1 protein-coding gene is annotated in these 271 nt (G+C 45.8%); it reads right to left on the reverse strand.

Translation table 11 applies throughout. From position 1 onward, the window contains the following. On the reverse strand, positions 1-271 hold a 271-nt coding region (locus SB773_RS31845; protein ID WP_410594324.1), incomplete at both ends, for an MBL fold metallo-hydrolase.

A 271-nucleotide genomic window follows, 5' to 3' on the forward strand; every position in this document is an offset into this window, starting at 1 on the left:
TGATCAGTCCATTCCCCTCTTCAAGCAGGTCAATGAATTTGTTAGGATCCTGTTTGATGACAGGGAAAGTATTGTAATGAATCGGCACGACCTGTTTGGCTTGAAGGAATTTCGCTGCAAGTGCGGCATCTTCCGGCCCCATGGTGTAATTGTCGCCGATTGGCAAAAATGCCAAGTCAATCGGATGTCGCTCACCGATCAGTTTCATATCGGAAAATACCGCCGTATCCCCTGCATGATAGATCGTTTTCCCTTCTATCATAAGTAATAC

The organism is Bacillus sp. SIMBA_074 (assembly GCF_046534555.1).
In the GTDB taxonomy this organism is placed as follows: Bacteria; Bacillota; Bacilli; order Bacillales; family Bacillaceae_G; genus Bacillus_A; species Bacillus_A mycoides.